The organism is Enterobacter sp. WPR_3_1 (assembly GCF_003635055.1).
In the GTDB taxonomy this organism is placed as follows: domain Bacteria; phylum Pseudomonadota; class Gammaproteobacteria; order Enterobacterales; family Enterobacteriaceae; genus Enterobacter; species Enterobacter ludwigii.
On sequence record NZ_RBXU01000008.1, the window covers coordinates 221,273 to 238,195 of the forward strand.

Consider the following 16,923-nt stretch of genomic DNA (forward strand, 5'->3'; position numbering starts at 1 on the left):
AAATGGCATTATTCGCCTCTTATAGCAAAACTGGCATACGACCAGGTTCAGGCAGAAAGGTTATCAATGAGCTGGATTGAACGAATTAAAAGCAACATAACCCCGACTCGTAAAGCGAGCATTCCTGAAGGGGTATGGACGAAGTGTGATAGCTGCGGCCAGGTTCTGTACCGCGCAGAGCTGGAACGCAATCTTGAGGTGTGTCCGAAGTGTGACCACCACATGCGTATGACGGCGCGTAATCGCCTGCATAGCCTGCTGGACGAAGGTTCTCTGGTAGAACTGGGTAGCGAGCTTGAGCCAAAAGACGTGCTGAAGTTCCGTGATTCCAAAAAATACAAAGACCGTCTGGCCTCTGCACAGAAAGAGACCGGCGAGAAAGACGCGCTGATCGTCATGAAAGGCACCCTGCACACGATGCCGGTGGTGGCTGCCGCGTTTGAGTTCTCCTTTATGGGTGGCTCAATGGGCTCTGTCGTGGGTGCGCGCTTTGTGCGTGCCGTTGAGCAGGCGCTGGAAGACAACTGCCCGCTGATCTGCTTCTCCGCTTCCGGTGGTGCACGTATGCAGGAAGCGCTGATGTCGCTGATGCAGATGGCGAAAACCTCTGCTGCGCTGGCGAAAATGCAGGAGCGCGGTTTGCCGTACATCTCCGTGCTGACCGACCCGACGATGGGTGGCGTTTCCGCAAGCTTTGCCATGCTGGGCGATCTGAACATCGCTGAGCCGAAAGCGCTGATCGGTTTTGCGGGTCCACGCGTCATCGAACAGACCGTACGTGAAAAACTGCCGCCGGGCTTCCAGCGCAGTGAGTTCCTCATCGAGAAAGGCGCTATCGACATGATCGTCCGCCGTCCGGAGATGCGCCTGAAACTGGCAAGCATCCTGGCGAAGATGATGAATCTGCCAGCGCCGAACCCGGATGAGCCGCGCGAAGGCGTGGTGGTACCGGATCAGGAACCCGAGGCCTGATAACTGAAAAGGGCAGGGCCGGATGGCGCTGCCCTTTTGCTTTCTCAACTGTTAATGACCGGGCATCATGGAAAATAAAAGCATTCCCCAAGCCACGTCGCCCCTGGCCGCGTGGCTTTCTTATCTGGAAAACCTGCACAGTAAAACCATCGATATGGGGCTTGAGCGCGTAAGCCAGGTTGCCGCGCGTCTCGACGTACTGAAACCAGCGCCGTTTGTGTTCACCGTTGCCGGAACGAACGGTAAAGGCACGACGTGCCGCACGCTGGAGTCTGTCCTGATGGCAGCAGGCTATAAGGTTGGTGTTTACAGCTCTCCACACCTCGTGCGGTATACCGAGCGGGTGCGTGTGCAAAATCGCGAGCTGCCGGAATCAGCGCATACCGCCTCTTTCGCGGAAATTGAAGCCGCGCGCGGTGAAATTTCATTAACCTATTTTGAATACGGCACCCTGTCGGCACTGTGGTTGTTTAAGCAGGCGCAGCTGGACGTGGTGATTCTGGAAGTCGGCCTCGGCGGGCGTCTTGATGCTACCAACATGGTGGATGCGGATGTGGCCGTCGTGACCAGCATTGCGCTGGATCATACCGACTGGCTGGGGCCGGATCGCGAAAGCATTGGTCGCGAGAAAGCTGGGATTTTCCGGACGAATAAACCTGCCGTGGTCGGCGAGCCGGATATGCCGCACACCATTGCAGAGGTGGCGAATGAGACGGGTGCGCGTCTGCTGCGCCGTGGCGTAGAGTGGCAGTATGAGGTTCAGGCAGACGTCTGGCGCTTTAGCGATGCGCAGGGCGCACTGGACAACCTGCCATTGCCGCAGGTGCCGCAGCCTAACGCGGCAACCGCGCTGGCGGCACTGCGCGCAAGCGGTCTGGCGGTGAGCGAGCAGGCGATTCGCGAGGGCATTGAGCGGGCGATCCTGCCCGGGCGTTTCCAGATTGTCAGCGAGTCACCGCGCCTGATCCTCGATGTGGCGCACAACCCGCATGCCGCGGCGTATCTCGCGGGACGTCTCAAATCGTTACCAAAAACCGGGCGCGTGCTGGCGGTTATCGGTATGCTTCATGATAAAGATATTGGCGGTACGCTGGCCTGCATGGAGAGTGTGGTCGATAGCTGGTATTGTGCTCCTCTGGAGGGGCCACGCGGGGCGACCGCTGAGCAGTTGATGGAACATCTCGGCAAAGGCGCAATCTATAATAGCGTGGCTCAGGCCTGGCATGCCGCGATGGCGGATGCTAAACCAGAAGATACCGTGCTGGTGTGTGGTTCGTTCCACACGGTGGCACATGTCATGGAAGTGATGGACGCGGGGAGAACCGGTGGCGAGTAAGTTTCAGAACCGTTTAGCAGGAACAATAGTGCTGGTGGCGCTGGGAGTCATTATTCTCCCGGGCCTGCTCGACGGGCAGAAAAAGCACTATCAGGATGAGTTTGCAGCCATTCCTCTGGTACCGAAACCGGGCGATCGCGACGAGCCGGATATGCTGCCTGCGGCGACACAGGCCCTTCCTGCTCAGCCGCCGGAAGGCGCAGCGGAAGAGGTTCGCGCGGGCGATGCGGCTGCGCCGTCTCTTGATCCGTCTCGTCTGGCGGCGAGCAACACCAACGATATCGATCCTGTACCGGTTCCGGTCGTGCAGCCTAAACCGGCTGAGAAAACGAAGTCGGTCGAAAAAACGCAGCCGAAACCGCAGCGGGATAAAACGAGCGAACAGCTTGCCGCAGCGACAGAGACACCGCCTCCGGCGAAACCGGCTCAGCAGGAAGCCGCTCCGACGGGCAAAGCCTACGTCGTGCAGCTGGGTGCGCTGAAAAATGCCGATAAGGTCAATGAGGTGGTGGGTAAACTGCGCAGTGCGGGATATCGTGTTTACACTTCACCTTCCACGCCGGTACAGGGTAAAATTACCCGTATTCTCGTGGGGCCAGAAGCTTCCAAAGATAAGCTTAAAGGATCGCTGGGTGAGCTGAAGCAGATCTCCGGCCTGAGCGGTGTGGTGATGAGCTACAGCGCGAACTAACCCCTCCCTCACCTTATCCTTTCTATGAGGAGAGGGTGGGGGGAAGAGTGACGGCAGACGTCCACAGAGACGTAAAAAGCCACGGCGTTGAACATTTTTTCAGCGCCTTTTTTATTTACGCGCGGGAAGGAAATCCCTACGCAAACGTTTTCTTTTTCTGTTAGAATTCGCCCCGAACTGGATGACAGGGCGTTAAATCGTGGGACACATATGGTCTGGATTGATTACGCCATCATTGCGGTGATTGGTTTTTCCTGTCTGGTTAGCCTGATCCGTGGCTTTGTTCGTGAAGCGTTATCGCTGGTAACCTGGGGTTGTGCTTTCTTTGTTGCCAGTCATTACTACACTTACCTGTCTGTCTGGTTCACGGGCTTTGAAGATGAACTGGTCCGAAATGGAATCGCTATCGCGGTGCTGTTTATCGCGACGCTGATTGTCGGCGCTATCGTAAATTACGTGATAGGTCAGCTGGTCGAGAAAACCGGTCTGTCAGGAACAGACAGGGTACTCGGGATCTGTTTCGGCGCACTACGAGGCGTGCTGATTGTGGCCGCGATCCTGTTCTTCCTGGATACCTTTACCGGGTTCTCCAAAAGTGAAGACTGGCAAAAATCGCAGCTCATTCCAGAGTTCAGTTTCATCATCAGATGGTTCTTTGACTATCTGCAAAGCTCGTCGAGTTTCTTGCCCAGAGCGTAATGCGCTCTGAGATGTGGCTTAACGAGGAAAAGACGAATGTGCGGTATTGTCGGTATCGCCGGTTTCATGCCGGTAAACCAGTCGATTTATGACGCGTTAACGGTGCTTCAGCACCGTGGGCAGGATGCTGCGGGTATCATCACCATTGATGCAAACAACTGCTTCCGTTTACGTAAGGCGAATGGTCTGGTAAATGATGTGTTTGAAGCCCGCCATATGCAGCGTCTGCAAGGTAATATGGGGATCGGTCACGTTCGTTATCCTACTGCTGGCAGTTCCAGCGCCTCTGAGGCTCAGCCTTTCTACGTCAACTCACCGTATGGCATCACGCTTGCCCACAATGGCAACCTGACCAACGCGCACGAGCTGCGTAAGAAGTTGTTCGAAGAGAAACGTCGCCACATTAATACCACCTCTGATTCTGAAATTCTGCTCAATATCTTTGCCAGCGAGCTGGATAACTTCCGTCACTACCCGCTGGAAGCAGACAACATTTTTGCCGCCGTTGCCGCGACTAACCGCCAGATCCGTGGTGCGTATGCCTGCGTGGCGATGATTATCGGCCACGGGATGGTTGCCTTCCGCGATCCAAACGGCATCCGCCCGCTGGTACTCGGTAAGCGCGATCTCGGTGATGGTCGTACCGAATACATGGTTGCCTCTGAAAGCGTGGCGCTGGATACCCTGGGCTTCGAGTTTCTGCGTGATGTTGCGCCTGGCGAAGCGGTCTATATCACTGAGAAGGGCCAGCTGTTCACCCGCCAGTGTGCTGACAACCCGGTGAGCAATCCGTGCCTGTTTGAATATGTTTACTTCGCCCGTCCGGACTCGTTTATCGACAAGATTTCCGTCTACAGCGCGCGCGTGAACATGGGGACAAAACTTGGCGAGAAGATTGCCCGCGAATGGGACGATCTGGATATCGACGTCGTTATTCCTATTCCGGAAACGTCCTGCGATATCGCTCTGGAAATCGCCCGCATTCTGGACAAGCCATACCGTCAGGGGTTTGTGAAAAACCGCTACGTTGGTCGTACCTTTATCATGCCGGGTCAGCAGCTGCGCCGTAAGTCCGTGCGTCGTAAACTGAACGCAAACCGCGCTGAGTTCCGCGATAAAAACGTCCTGCTGGTGGATGACTCCATCGTTCGTGGCACCACCTCAGAACAGATTATTGAGATGGCGCGCGAAGCGGGTGCGAAGAAAGTGTATCTGGCCTCAGCCGCACCGGAAATTCGTTTCCCGAACGTGTACGGCATCGATATGCCAACCGCCAACGAGCTGATCGCTCACGGTCGTGAAGTGGACGAAATTCGTCAGATCATCGGTGCCGACGGCCTGATTTTCCAGGATCTGAACGATCTTATCGACGCAGTACGCGCTGAGAACCCGGATATTCAGCAGTTCGAATGCTCCGTGTTTAATGGCGTCTACGTGACGAAAGACGTTGACCAGCAGTACCTCGACTACCTTGATTCGCTGCGCAACGACGATGCGAAAGCCGTCCAGCTGCAAAACGATCTCGAAAGTTTAGAGATGCACAACGAAGGTTGATGTCTGTGCAAGTGAGGGCATTTGCCCTCACTTGCAACTCCCCGCAAAATCCTGCACAGTCTGCCCTGAAATCAGTTAGGGCGAAAATCATGAAACGACTCATTGTTGGGCTCAGTGGTGCCAGTGGCGCGATTTACGGCGTACGTCTGTTACAGGTGCTGCGCGACGTGGCAGAAGTGGAAACGCATCTGGTCATGAGCCAGGCGGCACGTCAGACCCTCTCTCTTGAAACCGACCTCTCACTGCGTGATGTCCAGGCGCTGGCGGATGTGGTCCACGATGCCCGCGATATCGCCGCCAGCATCTCCTCAGGCTCGTTTAAAACGGCCGGCATGGTTATCCTGCCTTGTTCCATTAAAACGCTCTCCGGCATTGTAAACAGCTATACCGACACGCTGGTCACCCGCGCCGCGGACGTGGTGCTGAAGGAGCGTCGTCCTCTGGTTCTCTGCGTGCGGGAAACGCCGCTGCACCTGGGACATCTGCGTTTAATGACTCAGGCTGCTGAACTCGGCGCGGTGATCATGCCACCGGTACCGGCGTTCTATCACCGGCCCGTTTCACTGGATGATGTGATTAATCAGACGGTTAACCGCGTTCTCGATCAGTTTGATATCGACCTGCCTGAAGACCTTTTCACCCGCTGGCAGGGTGCCTGAATCTGTGCACTCACAGCGTGCATGAAAAGATAACGTGCCCTGTTTCAGGGCAATTATGCAACGGCGATCATATCCTCGACATTTAATTCGCTTTTTCCCTTTTTCTCTTTCCGGTTCGTTCGGCAGACCTGCTATCTTTCACCATTAAGGCAATATCGCAACGTTTTATTAACATATTTAACGTCGAACTTTTCACCAGACGGCAATGTGGCATAAGACCTGCATAGAGAAGCCTGCAACACAACACACAACACACAACACACAACACAATACATAATAAAATCACGGTACTTGAGGGTAAATGTATGAAGAAGACGGTTCTGGCTCTGTCTTTGCTGGTGGGGTTAAGTGCGGCAGCAGGTAGCTACGCAGCGCTTCCACAGACAGTTCGTATCGGTACAGACGCAACCTACGCGCCATTCTCTTCCAAGGATGCGAAAGGCGATTTCGTTGGGTTTGATATCGATCTGGGAAATGAAATGTGCAAACGCATTGCGGTGAAATGCACATGGGTGGGCAGCGACTTTGATGCGTTAATCCCGTCGCTGAAAGCCAAGAAAATCGACGCCATTATCTCTTCTCTCTCTATCACCGAAAAACGTCAGCAGGAGATTGCCTTCTCTGACAAGCTTTACGCTGCAGATTCACGTCTGATTGCCGCTAAAGGCTCCCCGATTCAACCCACCATCGACTCGCTGAAAGGCAAGCATGTCGGCGTGCTTCAGGGCTCAACGCAGGAAGGGTTTGCCAATGCGAACTGGCGTGAGAAGGGCGTCGACGTAGTGGCGTACCAGAACCAGGATCTGATCTACTCTGACCTGGCTGCAGGCCGTCTGGATGCGGCATTCCAGGATGAAGTCGCCGCGAGCGAAGGCTTCCTGAAACAGCCAGCGGGCAAAGAGTACGCTTTTGCTGGCCCGTCCGTGAAAGACAAAAAGTACTTTGGTGACGGTACGGGTATCGGCCTGCGCAAGGACGATACCGAGCTGAAAGCCGCCTTCGACAAAGCGTTTGCTGAGCTGCGTAAAGACGGTACCTACGACAAACTGGCGAAGAAATACTTCGACTTCAACGTCTACGGTGACTAATACCTGACGGCAATGCACTGCTGAGGTGCATTGTCGGGCGGGATGATCCAATATGGTGCAATTAATGCACTGTATTGGATCGCTGTGTGCATACTTACGCATTTATAATGCAAAAAATCCCGGCTCAAAGGCATTATTCTTTGCCTGACGGAGGGGATTGATGGCACATTAGCACCACCCCGTCGTCGTAAAAATCCCGTATGTAGACAGTTTGTTGAGGACAGATATGAAAAAACTAGTATTGTCACTTTCTCTGGTGCTGGCCTTTTCCAGCGCCACCGCGGCATTCGCAGCAATTCCGCAGAAAATTCGAATCGGTACCGATCCTACCTATGCACCGTTCGAATCGAAGAATTCTAAAGGTGAATTGGTTGGTTTTGACATTGATCTGGCCAACGAACTGTGCAAACGCATCAAAGCGCAGTGTACCTACGTTGAGAACCCACTGGACGCGCTGATCCCGTCGCTGAAAGCGAAAAAAATCGACGTGATTATGTCCTCGCTCTCCATCACTGAAAAACGCCAGCAGGAGATTGCTTTCACGGACAAACTCTACGCGGCAGATTCACGTCTGGTGGTCGCCAAATCTTCCGACATTCAGCCCACTCTCGAGTCGCTGAAAGGCAAACGCGTTGGCGTGCTGCAGGGGACTACTCAGGAAACCTACGGTAACGAACACTGGGCGCCGAAAGGGATTGAAATCGTCTCTTATCAGGGCCAGGAAAATATCTACGCTGACCTGACGGCAGGTCGCATTGACGCGGCGTTCCAGGATGAAGTCGCGGCGAGCGAAGGCTTCCTGAAGCAGCCGGTCGGCAAAGACTATAAGTTTGGCGGTCCATCCATCAAGGATGTGAAGTTGTTTGGTGTAGGCACCGGTATGGGCCTGCGCAAGGAAGACAACGAACTGCGTGAAGCGCTGAACAAAGCGTTTGCCGAAATGCGCGCTGACGGCACGTACGAGAAAATTGCGAAAAAATACTTCGATTTCAATGTTTACGGCGGCTAATCGCCCCGTCAAATAACGTGCAGCCCCTCCCACTGTGGGAGGGGAAAAGACACGGTTCCACCACTCACGATACGACAGGGCTCGCGGTATGCTGTACGGATTTTCTGGCGTTATTTTACAGGGCGCGCTTGTCACCCTTGAGCTGGCTCTCAGCTCCGTGGTGCTGGCGGTGCTGATAGGTCTGGCGGGCGCAGGGGCGAAGCTTTCGGCTAACAAGCCGCTGGCGCTGATTTTTGAAGGCTATACGACGCTGATTCGCGGTGTTCCCGATCTGGTGCTGATGCTTCTGATCTTTTACGGTCTGCAGATTGCGCTTAACAGCGTGACGGACGCAATGGGTATGGGACAAATCGATATCGACCCGATGGTGGCCGGTATTATTACGCTCGGTTTTATCTACGGGGCCTACTTCACCGAAACCTTCCGCGGCGCGTATATGGCTGTGCCGAAAGGCCACATTGAAGCGGCAACCGCATTCGGTTTCACCTCCTCACAGACGTTTCGTCGAATCATGTTTCCGGCCATGATGCGCTATGCGCTTCCAGGTATCGGTAACAACTGGCAGGTTATTCTTAAGGCAACCGCGCTGGTCTCTCTGCTTGGCCTGGAAGATGTGGTGAAAGCGACCCAGCTTGCCGGCAAAAGCACCTGGGAGCCGTTCTACTTTGCGGTGGTATGTGGCGTAATCTATCTGGTCTTTACGACCGCCTCCAATGGTGTGCTGCTTCTGCTCGAACGTCGCTACTCCGTGGGTGTGAAGAGGGCTGATCTGTGATTGAGATTATTCAGGAATACTGGAAATCGCTGCTGTGGACAGATGGCTATCGCTTCACCGGCGTCGCCATTACGCTCTGGCTTCTGATCTCCTCCGTGGTGATGGGCGGCATTCTGGCGGTATTTCTTGCCATTGGTCGTGTGTCGAACAATAAATTTATCCAGTTCCCAATCTGGTTGTTTACCTATGTGTTTCGCGGTACGCCGCTATACGTGCAGCTGCTGGTGTTCTATTCGGGGATGTACACGCTTGAGATCGTAAAAGGCACTGAAATGCTCAATGCGTTCTTCCGCAGCGGTCTGAACTGTACGGTGCTGGCATTGACGCTCAATACCTGCGCCTATACCACCGAGATTTTCGCAGGGGCGATTCGCTCTGTCCCGTACGGTGAAATTGAAGCGGCGCGTGCGTACGGCTTCTCCTCCGTGAAGCTTTACCGTTGCATCATTCTGCCGTCGGCGCTGCGTATTGCGTTACCGGCGTACAGTAACGAAGTGATTCTGATGCTGCACTCCACGGCGCTGGCCTTTACCGCCACGGTGCCGGACTTACTGAAGATTGCCCGGGATATTAACTCGGCAACCTATCAGCCGTTTACCGCATTCGGTATTGCGGCAGTGCTTTATTTGATAATTTCATACGTCCTGATTAGCCTGTTCCGTAAGGCAGAAAAACGCTGGTTGCAGCATATAAAACCTTCTTCGACGCACTGAGAATGATGATGGCTGAGAACAAATTAAACGTTATTGATCTGCACAAACGCTACGGCGAACATGAAGTGCTGAAAGGGGTGTCGCTGCAGGCAAACGCGGGCGATGTCATCAGTATTATCGGCTCATCCGGCTCCGGTAAAAGTACTTTCCTGCGCTGCATTAACTTCCTCGAAAAACCGAGCGAAGGCTCAATTGTGGTGAGCGGGCAGAACATCAATCTGGTGCGTGACAAAGACGGCCAGCTGAAGGTGGCGGATAAAAATCAGCTACGTCTGTTGCGTACGCGCCTGACGATGGTTTTCCAGCACTTTAATCTCTGGAGCCATATGACGGTGCTGGAGAACGTAATGGAAGCGCCAATCCAGGTGCTGGGTCTCAGCAAACAGGACGCCCGCGACCGTGCGGTGAAATACCTGGCGAAAGTGGGTATTGATGAGCGCCAGCAGATGAAGTATCCGGTACATCTGTCCGGCGGGCAGCAGCAGCGTGTATCCATTGCCCGCGCGCTGGCGATGGAGCCGGAAGTCTTGCTGTTCGACGAACCGACTTCCGCGCTGGACCCGGAACTCGTTGGCGAAGTGCTGCGCATCATGCAGAAGCTCGCCGAAGAGGGCAAAACGATGGTGGTGGTGACGCACGAGATGGGCTTTGCCCGGAACGTTTCTAACCACGTCATCTTCCTGCATCAGGGTAAAATCGAAGAGCAGGGGCATCCCGATGAGGTGTTAGCGAACCCGCAAAGCCCGCGTCTGCAGCAGTTCCTGAAGGGGTCTTTGAAGTAGGTTTAGCCTTTCCCCTCTCCCTGTGGGAGAGGGCCGGAGTGTGGGCATCAAACCGCACCACACTCCAGTCGATACACCCAGTCGTCATACCGCACACCGTTAATCTCATACGCTTTTTCCAGCACCTGCGTGCGCACAAAACCCGCTTTCTCCAGTACCCGGACTGACCCGCCGTTGTCTGCCAGCACATATGCGTTAATCGCCTTTACGCCCGTCTGGTTAAATGCGTAGTCACACACCGCGCGCAGTGCCTCACTGGCGATGCCCTGGCCCTGCGCGGCAGGCACGACCGTATAGCCGATATCCGCCTCTTCACGATTTTCAGCGCTGATTTGCAAGCCGATATCGCCCAGCGGGGTCTCTTCATCGCGTAAGCGGATAACGAACACATGCGCTGCCGTCAGACGTGCGGCAAACAGGCGTCGGGTCTCTTTTTCCGGGGCGATAGCGGCCATATACTGCATGATGGCGCGATCCTCGCGCAGGGCACGGAAAAAAGGCCAGTCAGTGGGTTCGAAGGGCGTGAGGTGGAGCCGGGGAGTGGTAATGGTTGCCATAGATATGCCATTTCGTCGGAACATGGCATATCACTGTAACATTATCTCACCACATCCCCCAGCGCCTCTTCTAAGTCATACCAGCGGAACGCAAACCCGGCCGCTTCCAGCCGTTTTGGCAGGGCCCGTTGCCCGCCTAACACAAGCACGGACGCTTCACCCATCATCAGGCGGATCACCGTAGCAGGCACGCGCAAAATCGCCGGGCGATGCAGGGCATGTCCGAGAGCATGGGCAAACTGTTCATTTCGCACCGGGTAGGGCGCAACCATATTAAACGGCCCGCGCAGATCGTTATCCAGCAGCCAGAGAATACCGTTGACCATATCGTCGATATGGATCCACGCCAGATACTGACGGCCATTGCCGATTGGCCCGCCAAGACCGAGCCTGAAAGGGGGGAGCATCTTCGCCAGAATGCCGCCTTTTGGGGCAAGGACCACACCGGTGCGGAGCAGGCAGACGCGGGTATGATCGCTTTGCGCAGCACAGGCGATACGCTCCCACTGGGCGCAAAGTTTATGGGTAAACTCGTTGTGGGGCGGCTCTTCTTCCGTTACCACCACCTCGCCGAGATCGCCGTAATACCCTACGGCGGAACCCGAAATGAGAACCGACGGCGGGGTATGACTGTTACGGATAAGCTCAACCAGCTTCTCGGTAAGGGTCCACCGGCTGCTGCACAGGAGCTGTTTTTGCTCTTCCGTCCAGCGCTTATCGGCGATCGGTTCGCCTGCCAGGTTGATGACGGCGTCAAATCCGTCCAGATTCTGCTGCTCGGCCAGATTTCTCCAGATGTCGATACCTGCGCCCAGTACCTGGCGCGCTTTCTCTGGACTGCGCGTCACCACGGTAATGTCGTGATGCAACGCCTGCAGACGCGCAATGAGATGGCGACCAATCAGGCCGGTACCGCCGGTCAGCAAAATCTTCATACAACCTCCAGGGTTACGCCTGGCGTTGCCAGCTTAACGTCATCGAGACGGAATCGGCGTAACGCAGGGCGTGAAGTTTATCGATCTCTACTTCAGCATAAGTGACCCAGTGATGATCGCGTGCGATGTCGAGCACATCCTGAGTTAATTTTTCCAGTAAAGAGAAGCGGTTGTTTTCCACGTACTGGATGATTTTTTTGGTTATCGTGCGGTAGTTCAGCGCATCATTAATATCTTCGCTGGCCCGCGCTTTCTCAGCCGGGTAGTGGATAACCACATTAATCACGATATCCTGACGGTTGGCGATCTCTTCCTCTTTGATTCCGATGAAGGTGCGTAGGCGTAAATTTTTTATACGAATAATAGCGTCATGCTGCGACATTGCAGGTCTTCTCCGTGTCAGAATTTCCTTCACATAATACATGAGAGCCTCTCCGGCACACACCAGCCACCGGCTTAAATTTGCTGGATTTTTTGCATGGCGCGTTCGGTGGCCGGACGCGTGCGGATTCGTTCAAACCAGTTGTTCACCGCCGGGTAAGACGCCAGGTCAATGCGGTGCTTTTCATGGGTATTCACCCAGGGCCAGCAGGCAATGTCGGCGATGCTGTAATGATCCCCACCGAGCCACGGTGCTTTCTCCAGCCGACGGTTCAGAACGCCGTATAACCGCTGGGTTTCCACCTGATAGCGTTCGATAGCATAAGGAATCGGCTGTGGTGCGTAGGCGGTAAAATGGTGGTTTTGTCCGAGCATCGGCCCCAGACCGCTCGTCTGCCAGAAAAGCCACTGCAGCGTGTGGTGACGCTCGCGCAGCTCTACGCTCAGCAATTTGCCAGTCTTCTCTGCCAGATAGAGCAATATTTCTCCGGATTCAAACAGGCTCAACGGCTTGCCCCCATCGGCAGGATGGTTATCAATAATGGCCGGGATTTTATTGTTTGGCGATATAGCCAGAAAGAGAGGACTGAACTGATCGCCTTTGCTGATATCCACGCGAATGATCCTGTAATCCAGTTCGGCTTCCTCAAGAAAGAGGGTGATCTTATGGCCGTTCGGGGTAGGGGCATAATAAAGGTCGATCATTCTCAACTCCTGTCAGTGAAAATAGTGACGCCATGAAAAATGAGTATAGGTGGTTGTTGTAAATCGTGAGTTTTCATCAAGTGACAGCGAGGCAAAGAGATTATATGTTGAATGAAAACCGATCAGCCGATGAGGATGTTATGAACCAGCCCGTAATCACGTTATGGTCCGATGCAGATTTCTTTTCTCCCTATGTTCTGAGCGCGTATGTGGCGCTGGCCGAAAAAGGACTGTCATTTACGCTAAAGACGGTGGATCTGGACGGCGGTGAACATCTGAAACCACAGTGGCAGGGCTACACCCTGACCCGTCGCGTACCGGTGCTGGACATTGATGGCTTCGCGCTGAGTGAATCGTCGGCGATCGATGAGTATCTGGAAGATCGGTTCGCACCGCCTGAGTGGGAGCGCATCTACCCTCACGATCTGCAAAAACGTGCCCGCGCACGTCAGATCCAGGCGTGGCTGCGCAGCGATCTGGTGCCGATTCGCGTGGAACGCTCCACGGATGTGGTGTTTGCCGGGGTGAAAAAACCGGCGCTGAGTAAAGACGGTGCGGCCAGTGCCCAAAAACTGATCGATACCGCGACTTCTCTGCTGGCTCATGGTAATCCGAATTTATTCGGCGAGTGGTGTATTGCCGATACCGATCTGGCGCTGATGCTGAACCGTCTGATCCTCAATGGGGATGAGGTGCCTCAGCTGCTGGTGGATTATGCCGCGTTTCAGTGGCAACGCGCCTCAGTGCAGCGCTATGTGGCACTCTCCGCTAAGCGGGCGGGCTGATATAGCCTGACGCTTCAGGTATGATAGGGCAGTCTGATTTCCAGGGAGTGACTGATGAAACTGATGTTTGCGTCTGATATCCATGGTTCGCTGCCCGCGACCGAGCGTGTTCTTTCTCTGTTTGCTCAAAGCGGGGCGCAATGGCTGGTGATTCTGGGGGATGTGTTAAATCATGGTCCGCGCAATGCGCTGCCGGAAGGCTATGCACCGGCGCAGGTAGCGGAAAAACTCAACCAGTATGCTTCGCGCATTATCGCCGTTCGCGGTAACTGCGACAGTGAAGTGGACCAGATGTTGCTGGATTTTCCCATCACTGCCCCCTGGCAACAGGTGCTGATGGAAAATAGCCGTCTGTTCCTGACCCATGGTCATCTTTTTAGCCCGGAAAATCTCCCGGCACTGGCGGCTGGCGATGTCCTGGTTTACGGTCATACTCATATTCCGGTGGCAGAAAAACGCGGCGAGATGTATCACTTTAACCCTGGTTCGGTCAGCATACCGAAAGGTGGAAATCCAGCAAGCTATGGCATGCTCGATGAGAATACGTTAAGCGTAATCGCACTTAATGATCAGCAAGTTATTGCGCACATAGCGATTAATCCGTAAGTTACACCTCAACTGCAAACGCGCCGAAAGAGCGCTTAGACGAGAAGGTTTCCCGATGGTGGAGCAGAGTCATTTGGCAAGTACAGAGTGGGTTGACATTGTCAACGAAGAGAATGAAGTGATCGCGCAGGCCAGCCGCGAACAAATGCGCGCGGAGCGTCTGCGTCACCGTGCGACATACATCGTTGTGCATGACGGGATGGGCAAAATTCTGGTTCAGCGCCGCACGGACACCAAAGATTTTCTCCCTGGTATGCTGGATGCAACTGCAGGCGGCGTTGTTCAGGCGGATGAAGTTCTGCTGGATTCCGCGCGTCGTGAAGCGGAAGAAGAGTTAGGGATTGCCGGCGTGCCGTTTGCCGAGCATGGTCAGTTCTATTTCGAGGACGAGCATTGCCGCGTCTGGGGCGGGCTGTTTAGCTGCGTTTCCCATGGCCCGTTCGCCCTGCAGGAAGAAGAAGTGAGCGAAGTGAACTGGATGACGCCGGAAGAAATTACCGCGCGTTGCGACGAGTTCACCCCGGATTCGTTAAAAGCGCTGGCGCTGTGGATGACCCGCAACGCTAAAAACGAATCCACGAAAGCGGAAAAAGAGGAAGAGGCGGAGTAAGCCTCAACAGCTCTCCCGCAGACACAGGCTGGACGCGATAGGTTTATGATCGCGCCAGTCTCCATCATTCAGACGTTCCAGTAACGCGCGTCCCGCTTCAATCCCAATCTTACGATGTGGCACAGCCATGGTCGTCAGCGGTGGCTGACAGACCCGGCTGACGTCGCTATCGCCAAAACCTACCACGGCCAGATCGTCCGGTACTTTTATACGCCGACGCTGGCATTCATAAAGTGCCCCGCAGGCCAGTTCATCCGACACGCACACCAGTGCATCCAGCTCCGGCCACGCCAGCAGGAACTCCGGCAGTTGCGCCGCACCCGTGGAAAAACTCGGTGGCATGGCGGCGTTAATCACCCGGTTTGGTGACATATGGTGGCGAAGCATCGCTTTGTACCAGCCCTGTAAATGCTGCTGGAAAATCCACTGCTCCTGGTTAGCGCACAGCAGGCCAATATTCTGGTAGCCACGCTTAATAACCATCTCCGTCAGTTCGTACATCGCCGCGACGTTATCAATCCCGATATTCATATCGATAGGATCGGCGCGCATGGCCCCCATTTCCATGACCGGAATGGAGGCGTTTTTCAGCCAGTGGCGGACAGTATCGGAGTGTTCAACGCTGAGCAAAATCGCAGCGGCAATGTTCGACGCCAGCAGCGTCTCCAGCAATTTTTCTTCCTGCTCGAGTCGATGCTGTGATTCGGCCAGCATGATCTGGTATCCGGCAGGCTGCAGTACCTGCTGAAGCCCGGCGAACATCTCCGAGCAACCGGATTCGGAGAGATTAGGAACGACCATCGCAATCGTCCATGACGATGCCGAGGCCAGCGCGCTGGCAGCAAGATTAGGCATGTAACCCAATTCCTGTACAGCGGCTTCTATTTTTTCTCGCAGTTTATCGGAAACCTGTTCAGGCGTGCGGAGTGCACGGGACACGGTCATCGTGCCCACCCCGGCAAGCTGTGCGACATCGGCGAGTGTCACTTTACCGGTACTGCGCCGTTTTCGGGTTAGAGACATACACCTTCCTGCTGACCAGACGCGTTTTTATTATCATCCTTCGTTTCACGTGAAACGCAGTATACGCCTTAAATCCCTTTTTTTGCTGTGAATTCACACCATGATTACAATTTGATAGCGCTATCACACTTCTGAATGTTAGCGATTGGTAGCGCTATCTTTGTGATCCCGATCGCAGTCAATAAGGGATGTGTTGAATAAAGTTTGCTCATCTTTTGCATTGTGGCGGGACGGAGAAATGCTGAAAAAGTGGATATATGATACAACCATCACGCTGCAGGAGAGCGTGGAAAGCTGGCCGCAGGCGCTGGAAATATGCGCGAAACCGTTGCTGAATCTGCAGGTGATTGGCCCGGAATACGTGACGGCCATCATTGAGCAGCATCATGCATTAGGACCTTATTATGTGCTGGCACCAGGGCTGGCCATGCCGCATGCGCGGCCGGAAGAGGGGGCCAAAGGATTAGGCCTCTCATTATTAAAACTGAAAAAGGGAGTCTCTTTTGGTGCCGGCGAGTTCGATCCCGTGGATGTTATTATTATGCTCGCGGCGCCGGATAAACACAGTCACATCGGCATGATCTCTGCCCTCGCTGAATTATTTTCCAGCGACGACGATATGGCTGAATTGCATCAGGCGAATACCCTGGAGGACATTAAAACGATTATTGACCGCTTCTGATTTAATTCTCTCATCCGATTTATCACAACATTACGTTTAGCGTGATGGGGCGTGCTCTACTCAAAAAAAGGGGACAACAATGAAAATTATGGCTATTTGCGGTTCAGGCCTGGGCAGTAGTTTTATGGTCGAAATGAATATTAAAAAGGTGCTCAAGAAGCTGGCCATTGACGCCGACGTTGAACACTCCGATCTTTCCTCGGCAACGCCGGGTGCCGCCGATCTTTTCGTGATGGCGAAGGACATTGCCGCCAGTGCCAGCGTGCCGGAAAGCCAGCTGGTGGTGATCAACAACATCATTGATATCAACGAACTCGAAGCGCAGCTCCGCGCCTGGTTCGACAGACAATAATCCTGATAA

The 16,923-nt window shown here is 54.3% G+C and carries 21 protein-coding genes; 16 read left to right on the forward strand and 5 right to left on the reverse strand.

The window, feature by feature from the left end:
- Positions 1-66 precede the first annotated feature (66 nt).
- The 11 genes from accD (at position 67) to hisP (ending at position 10,278) form a co-directional block, all read left to right on the forward strand.
- Positions 67-972, forward strand: coding sequence for an acetyl-CoA carboxylase, carboxyltransferase subunit beta (gene accD / locus BJ887_RS02855; protein ID WP_108647979.1), 906 nt, complete (start codon positions 67-69; stop codon positions 970-972).
- 67 nt (positions 973-1,039) lie between these two features.
- On the forward strand, positions 1,040-2,308 hold the full coding sequence (gene folC, locus BJ887_RS02860; RefSeq protein ID WP_121339214.1) for a bifunctional tetrahydrofolate synthase/dihydrofolate synthase: 1,269 nt from the start codon (positions 1,040-1,042) through the stop codon (positions 2,306-2,308).
- On the forward strand, positions 2,298-2,999 hold the full coding sequence (dedD, locus tag BJ887_RS02865) for a cell division protein DedD (RefSeq protein ID WP_121339216.1): 702 nt from the start codon (positions 2,298-2,300) through the stop codon (positions 2,997-2,999). The genes folC and dedD overlap by 11 nt, the downstream gene beginning before the upstream one ends.
- Positions 3,000-3,209: 210 nt before the next feature.
- Positions 3,210-3,698 (forward strand): colicin V production protein, encoded by a 489-nt coding sequence (cvpA, locus tag BJ887_RS02870; RefSeq protein ID WP_000262116.1) that lies wholly within the window; start codon positions 3,210-3,212, stop codon positions 3,696-3,698.
- Positions 3,699-3,734: 36 nt separating this feature from the next.
- Complete coding sequence (purF, locus tag BJ887_RS02875; protein ID WP_014171028.1) at positions 3,735-5,252, forward strand: amidophosphoribosyltransferase; 1,518 nt, start codon at positions 3,735-3,737, stop codon at positions 5,250-5,252.
- Between the two features lie 89 nt (positions 5,253-5,341).
- The gene (locus tag BJ887_RS02880) at positions 5,342-5,911 is read left to right on the forward strand and encodes a UbiX family flavin prenyltransferase (RefSeq protein ID WP_014171027.1); all 570 of its coding nucleotides are present in this window, start codon (positions 5,342-5,344) and stop codon (positions 5,909-5,911) included.
- Between the two features lie 305 nt (positions 5,912-6,216).
- Positions 6,217-6,999 carry a lysine/arginine/ornithine ABC transporter substrate-binding protein ArgT gene (gene argT, locus BJ887_RS02885; RefSeq protein ID WP_014171026.1) on the forward strand — a complete coding sequence of 261 codons (783 nt, stop codon included), beginning with the start codon at positions 6,217-6,219 and terminating at the stop codon, positions 6,997-6,999.
- A 226-nt stretch (positions 7,000-7,225) separates the two neighbouring features.
- Positions 7,226-8,008 (forward strand): histidine ABC transporter substrate-binding protein HisJ, encoded by a 783-nt coding sequence (gene hisJ, locus BJ887_RS02890; protein ID WP_020883126.1) that lies wholly within the window; start codon positions 7,226-7,228, stop codon positions 8,006-8,008.
- Positions 8,009-8,096: 88 nt separating this feature from the next.
- A complete protein-coding gene (locus tag BJ887_RS02895; protein WP_020883127.1) occupies positions 8,097-8,783 on the forward strand; it encodes a histidine ABC transporter permease HisQ in 687 nt (228 codons plus the stop codon).
- A complete protein-coding gene (locus BJ887_RS02900) occupies positions 8,780-9,496 on the forward strand; it encodes an ABC transporter permease (RefSeq protein WP_008502590.1) in 717 nt (238 codons plus the stop codon). The genes BJ887_RS02895 and BJ887_RS02900 overlap by 4 nt, the downstream gene beginning before the upstream one ends.
- 8 nt (positions 9,497-9,504) lie before the next feature.
- The gene (hisP, locus tag BJ887_RS02905) at positions 9,505-10,278 is read left to right on the forward strand and encodes a histidine ABC transporter ATP-binding protein HisP (protein ID WP_020883129.1); all 774 of its coding nucleotides are present in this window, start codon (positions 9,505-9,507) and stop codon (positions 10,276-10,278) included.
- A gap of 47 nt (positions 10,279-10,325) precedes the next feature.
- On the opposite strand, the gene BJ887_RS02910 is transcribed toward hisP, so the two are convergent.
- The 4 genes from BJ887_RS02910 to yfcG form a co-directional block, all read right to left on the reverse strand.
- Entirely contained in the window at positions 10,326-10,835 is a 510-nt protein-coding gene (locus BJ887_RS02910) for a GNAT family N-acetyltransferase (protein ID WP_032678617.1), read from the reverse strand.
- Between the two features lie 41 nt (positions 10,836-10,876).
- Complete coding sequence (locus BJ887_RS02915; RefSeq protein ID WP_014171021.1) at positions 10,877-11,770, reverse strand: TIGR01777 family oxidoreductase; 894 nt, start codon at positions 11,768-11,770, stop codon at positions 10,877-10,879.
- A gap of 13 nt (positions 11,771-11,783) precedes the next feature.
- Complete coding sequence (gene folX / locus BJ887_RS02920) at positions 11,784-12,152, reverse strand: dihydroneopterin triphosphate 2'-epimerase (protein WP_020883131.1); 369 nt, start codon at positions 12,150-12,152, stop codon at positions 11,784-11,786.
- A 74-nt stretch (positions 12,153-12,226) separates the two neighbouring features.
- On the reverse strand, positions 12,227-12,856 hold the full coding sequence (gene yfcG, locus BJ887_RS02925; protein WP_121339218.1) for a GSH-dependent disulfide bond oxidoreductase: 630 nt from the start codon (positions 12,854-12,856) through the stop codon (positions 12,227-12,229).
- Positions 12,857-12,996: 140 nt separating this feature from the next.
- On the opposite strand from yfcG, the gene yfcF reads away from it, so the two are divergent.
- Genes yfcF through yfcD form a run of 3 tightly spaced genes read left to right on the forward strand, consistent with a single transcriptional unit; the run spans position 12,997 to position 14,857 of the window.
- Positions 12,997-13,641, forward strand: coding sequence for a glutathione transferase (gene yfcF / locus BJ887_RS02930; RefSeq protein ID WP_121339733.1), 645 nt, complete (start codon positions 12,997-12,999; stop codon positions 13,639-13,641).
- Positions 13,642-13,695: 54 nt separating this feature from the next.
- Positions 13,696-14,247 (forward strand): phosphodiesterase, encoded by a 552-nt coding sequence (gene yfcE, locus BJ887_RS02935; protein WP_126487864.1) that lies wholly within the window; start codon positions 13,696-13,698, stop codon positions 14,245-14,247.
- A gap of 55 nt (positions 14,248-14,302) precedes the next feature.
- Positions 14,303-14,857: an NUDIX hydrolase YfcD gene (gene yfcD, locus BJ887_RS02940; protein ID WP_014171016.1), complete on the forward strand. Its 555-nt coding sequence runs from the start codon at positions 14,303-14,305 to the stop codon at positions 14,855-14,857.
- 3 nt (positions 14,858-14,860) lie between these two features.
- Here yfcD and BJ887_RS02945 read toward each other — a convergent pair whose 3' ends face one another.
- Complete coding sequence (locus BJ887_RS02945; protein WP_014171015.1) at positions 14,861-15,880, reverse strand: LacI family DNA-binding transcriptional regulator; 1,020 nt, start codon at positions 15,878-15,880, stop codon at positions 14,861-14,863.
- A 238-nt stretch (positions 15,881-16,118) separates the two neighbouring features.
- Here BJ887_RS02945 and BJ887_RS02950 point away from each other — a divergent pair, with 238 nt between their 5' ends.
- Together BJ887_RS02950 and BJ887_RS02955 are read left to right on the forward strand one after the other, a co-directional pair.
- A complete protein-coding gene (locus BJ887_RS02950; protein WP_121339222.1) occupies positions 16,119-16,562 on the forward strand; it encodes a PTS sugar transporter subunit IIA in 444 nt (147 codons plus the stop codon).
- A 79-nt stretch (positions 16,563-16,641) separates the two neighbouring features.
- The gene (locus BJ887_RS02955) at positions 16,642-16,914 is read left to right on the forward strand and encodes a PTS sugar transporter subunit IIB (RefSeq protein WP_014171013.1); all 273 of its coding nucleotides are present in this window, start codon (positions 16,642-16,644) and stop codon (positions 16,912-16,914) included.
- Positions 16,915-16,923 lie beyond the last annotated feature (9 nt).